Origin of the sequence: Streptomyces graminilatus (assembly GCF_001418565.1) — a bacterium.
In the GTDB taxonomy this organism is placed as follows: domain Bacteria; phylum Actinomycetota; class Actinomycetes; order Streptomycetales; family Streptomycetaceae; genus Streptomyces; species Streptomyces graminilatus.
Genome location: NZ_LIQQ01000695.1, coordinates 1 through 209, shown reverse-complemented (window position 1 = coordinate 209; position 209 = coordinate 1). Strand labels below are relative to the sequence as shown.

Sequence of the window (209 nt, the reverse complement as noted above, 5' to 3'; positions counted from 1 at the left end):
GGGTGGTCACGGCGGCCTGCTTCCGGGGCGGTCGGTGACGATGGGGTGGGTGTTGTGGCGGTGGTGGCGTTCGGCGATGTCGCCGCCGAGTTCGTGGGCGAAGAGGACAGCGCCGACGAGGGCGACGAGGGCCCAGATCCAGTCGCCGTGGGCGGCGGAGGCTATGAATCCGCCGAGGCAGGCGAGGGCGAGGGCGGCGGTGAGGGCGA

General features: G+C 73.2%; 1 protein-coding gene. It reads right to left on the bottom strand.

The genetic code is table 11. The features are described 5' to 3' along the window. Positions 1-6: 6 nt before the first annotated feature. The coding region (locus AOK08_RS40070) for a hypothetical protein (RefSeq protein ID WP_055535265.1) at positions 7-209 on the bottom strand (203 nt) is incomplete at its 5' end.